The following is a 3,124-nucleotide window of genomic DNA, read 5'->3' on the forward strand; positions in this document are numbered from 1 at the left end:
TTTAGCAGGGCGTTAGAGCACATAAGCTTGTGGGGCGGGAGTTCGCAGAACGTAGCAACACAAGTCAGCTTTAGCTGAATGTGCTCTAACGGTTTTGGCTATGGTTTCGTTACGGAATGGTTCGGCAGAACTATTCCGCCATAACCCAAAGTTAGCAAATACACAGGAATTTCCTATCGAAAATTCCGCCGCAATGAACTATAGCCGTTGTTGTGCTTTCGTTATTCTTGATTCTCTACAATTTTGTTTATTTCAACTAATAATTGTTGACCAATAGATAAAAGTTTTTTGTATTCATTGAATAGACCTCCAACTATGGAGCCTCGTAAATTAGCCCCTTGTATGCTTGGGTGATTAATTATAGCCTTAATTTGGTCTTGATGAGATGCAAAATATTCTTCAACATCAGGCATTCTTAAGATTTGCATTATTTCAGTAAACGCATTTTCTTGAAATCCCAATACTTCCATATTTTCTATGAAATCGTTGAGACTTTTTTCCTGTTTGTTCACAGTATTGTACACCAGGTAGTAATCGTTAATAAGATTTTCAATCTTAGAACCTTGAATCATTCCTAAATAGCCTGAGTTTTTTAAGCCTTCAAATCCACTCGGATTAATTTCCAGATATTGATCATAAAAGACATTGTATTCATCGTGTACAACTGGCAAAAACTCTTTTAGGGTAATTTCATTTTGATGAGATAACTGCACAACTTTTTGGGAGTAAAATTTAACGGAATCCCTAAAAGCAATTATTGCTTCAATTTGTTTTTTGTCACTTTCAATATTATTTCTTATGCTTCTCAAATAACCATGTAATGTTTGTGTTTCTTTTCTATGCGTATCAGCATTGTTAATTTGAAGGGCAATCAAAATTCCAATTACTACAAGAATTATTTCTCCAATTGCATAAATTAGATACTTGCTGAACTTGTTTTCTGATAGTAATTTTTGTCTAATTTTTCTAAAGAATTTTATCATTAGTTAGCTGTTGGTTATAATGTAGCACAACGTTGTTGTGTATGGTTAGTTGCGTGGTTAAGCAACTAATTTAGTAAACAAATACTTGCCAGAGAAAATTCCGAAGGAATTTTCCAAGTTGGCAACGACCAAAGCAATTAATTATACACGGTGTTGTGCTTTCGTTATTTTTTATCTAATTCAATATCAATTTTTTCAACCACCTCATTAATCTTTTTCTTAAGCCCATTTATCCGCTTAAGGAATTTATTGATATTACGATTCAATTCACCCAAATCAGCGAATAGTGAGTCATAGTCTTCAAAATTATAGTCTTCTAATTCTTGGCGAAAATCCAATCGTCTTTCCCATCTAATTTTTGTAGAAATATCATCTAGTTCCTGGCCAAGAAGACTTGCTCTAACATATTCGATATCGTACAAAAACTTTATGTTTGCTAATAATTCTCTATTCTGAATTAATCCCGCTGAATTTTCATTAATCAGGGAGGAGTAGGCTCCGCTACGTGGATAGAACGTACCTGTTTGGTCAGAAAGATCAAAAATTTCGGAAAATTCAATTTCAAATATTTTATCAGATCTTAATTTAACAACAGAGTCTAGGCTGGCATATTCCTTTATTCTTGTATTGTTAAATGGTATGAGAAAATCTAAATATTTTATATCCCATTCAAGGTCGGTCTTTATACCCTCTAAATACACAGCTTCTTTGAGTCTGTTTTTCCTGTCCTCATTCCAATTATTTATCGAGAGTGCAATCAAAATCCCTATTACTACTAAAAGTATTTCTCCAGTGGCATATTTAAAATACTTTCCAGTTTTTCCATCGGAAAGTAAGTTGCGCCTAATTTTTCTAAAGAATTTTATCATTGGTTAGTTGTTGGTTATAATGAAGCACAACGGTCTCGGCTATGGTTTCGTTACGGAATGGTACGCGAGTATCATTCCGCAGTAACCCTAAATTTAGCAAAAAGGCTCGAAATTCCGATTAGGAATTCAACCGCAATGAATTATAGCCGTTGTTAACTGTAGTTTTTATTTTAAACAATCATAAATGAGTCTTCAAGAGGAATTAGCTTTTCTCTCATAAGTGAAGTATCATCAAATATTTTTAAAATATTTTATAACTTTTAAAAATATCTTCCTTCAGATTCAAAGAAGGTTGCTTCAATAAATTTTACATTTGGATGCTGGTAAATTGTCCTCAATAAAGCCTTGTCACATATGTCTGAAGAATGACCAATTATTTGGACATAAATTTCTTTTTCGGTTTCCAACAAACTAAGAACTTGCTTATATCTATTTTGAACGTAAGTATTGAAAAGTTATAAATTATTTTAATAGCGTGTTATCTTTTAAGTTTTGTCATCCTCTATATTCATCTGAATTATTATCTCCATATCCAAAAATTATTGGATTTGAGGGATTTGCTAAATTACCATGTATATTAATCGGTTGTTGTATATTTTCCTCGTCTTTTGATTGCCGTAACCAAAAGATATATTGATTTAGAATTTTAGATTTGCTCTTGACCTCCTCTCGTTAAACTGTAAAATTAAAAACTAAAGAAATCTAAGCAAATAAGGTTTAACTTTAAAATTGAGTATTTAATTCAAATGTTTTATCATCGATTTAGAATGATTGTAGGAGTAGATTAAAATTTAATACTTTTTGGAAAAGGATATACTCAAGTCACAAGCAATGGTATTTAAGTAAAAAGCCAAAACATTATTACTTCAATAATTTGTTGTATTTAGTAATTGGTCAGTTTATTTTATAATCACTTTGCAACTATTTTTTTTATTTTTTGACGTTAGGGTAATAAAATTTAATCCGGTATCAAAATTTTCAGTATTTAACTTAATAGTTTTTGTGTTATCAAGTATAACGGTATTGTCAAGAATTAATCCGTTTAAGCCATTAACCTCAATTAAAATTTCATCTCCTTCCGTAAATGACCTTGCATTTATTGCAATAGTACTTCCTTTTTTAGCAGGATTAGGATACAATAGTGTTTTGTTAGTGGTATTGAAAACCTTTGATAACGAAGATGCCAATTCACCATAAGCTTCAAATTCAACGATATGTACTCCAATATTTGCAGAGTTATAGTTCATATTTACGCGTAAATACCTAGCTGTA

At 31.4% G+C, this 3,124-nt stretch carries 3 protein-coding genes; all 3 read right to left on the minus strand.

All coding sequences use genetic code 11. The annotated features are described in order from the left end of the window. Window positions 1–221: 221 nt before the first annotated feature. On the minus strand, window positions 222–983 hold the full coding sequence (locus tag LBU54_RS15175; RefSeq protein WP_224531952.1) for a hypothetical protein: 762 nt from the start codon (window positions 981–983) through the stop codon (window positions 222–224). A 164-nt stretch (window positions 984–1,147) separates the two neighbouring features. Then, the gene (locus LBU54_RS15180) at window positions 1,148–1,852 is read right to left on the minus strand and encodes a DUF6090 family protein (RefSeq protein ID WP_224531954.1); all 705 of its coding nucleotides are present in this window, start codon (window positions 1,850–1,852) and stop codon (window positions 1,148–1,150) included. 899 nt (window positions 1,853–2,751) lie between these two features. Further along, window positions 2,752–3,124, minus strand: a 373-nt coding sequence (locus LBU54_RS15185; protein WP_224531956.1) for a T9SS type A sorting domain-containing protein, incomplete at its 5' end; no start/stop codon positions are given.

Source organism: Winogradskyella alexanderae, assembly GCF_020166335.1.
GTDB lineage: Bacteria > Bacteroidota > Bacteroidia > Flavobacteriales > Flavobacteriaceae > Winogradskyella > Winogradskyella alexanderae.

What these genes read in the sequence shown, in the direction of transcription:
- LBU54_RS15175 (WP_224531952.1), bottom strand. Translation starts at nt 983, where the DNA reads ATGATAAAATTCTTTAGAAAAATTAGACAAAAATTACTATCAGAAAAC.
- LBU54_RS15180 (WP_224531954.1), bottom strand. Translation starts at nt 1,852, where the DNA reads ATGATAAAATTCTTTAGAAAAATTAGGCGCAACTTACTTTCCGATGGA.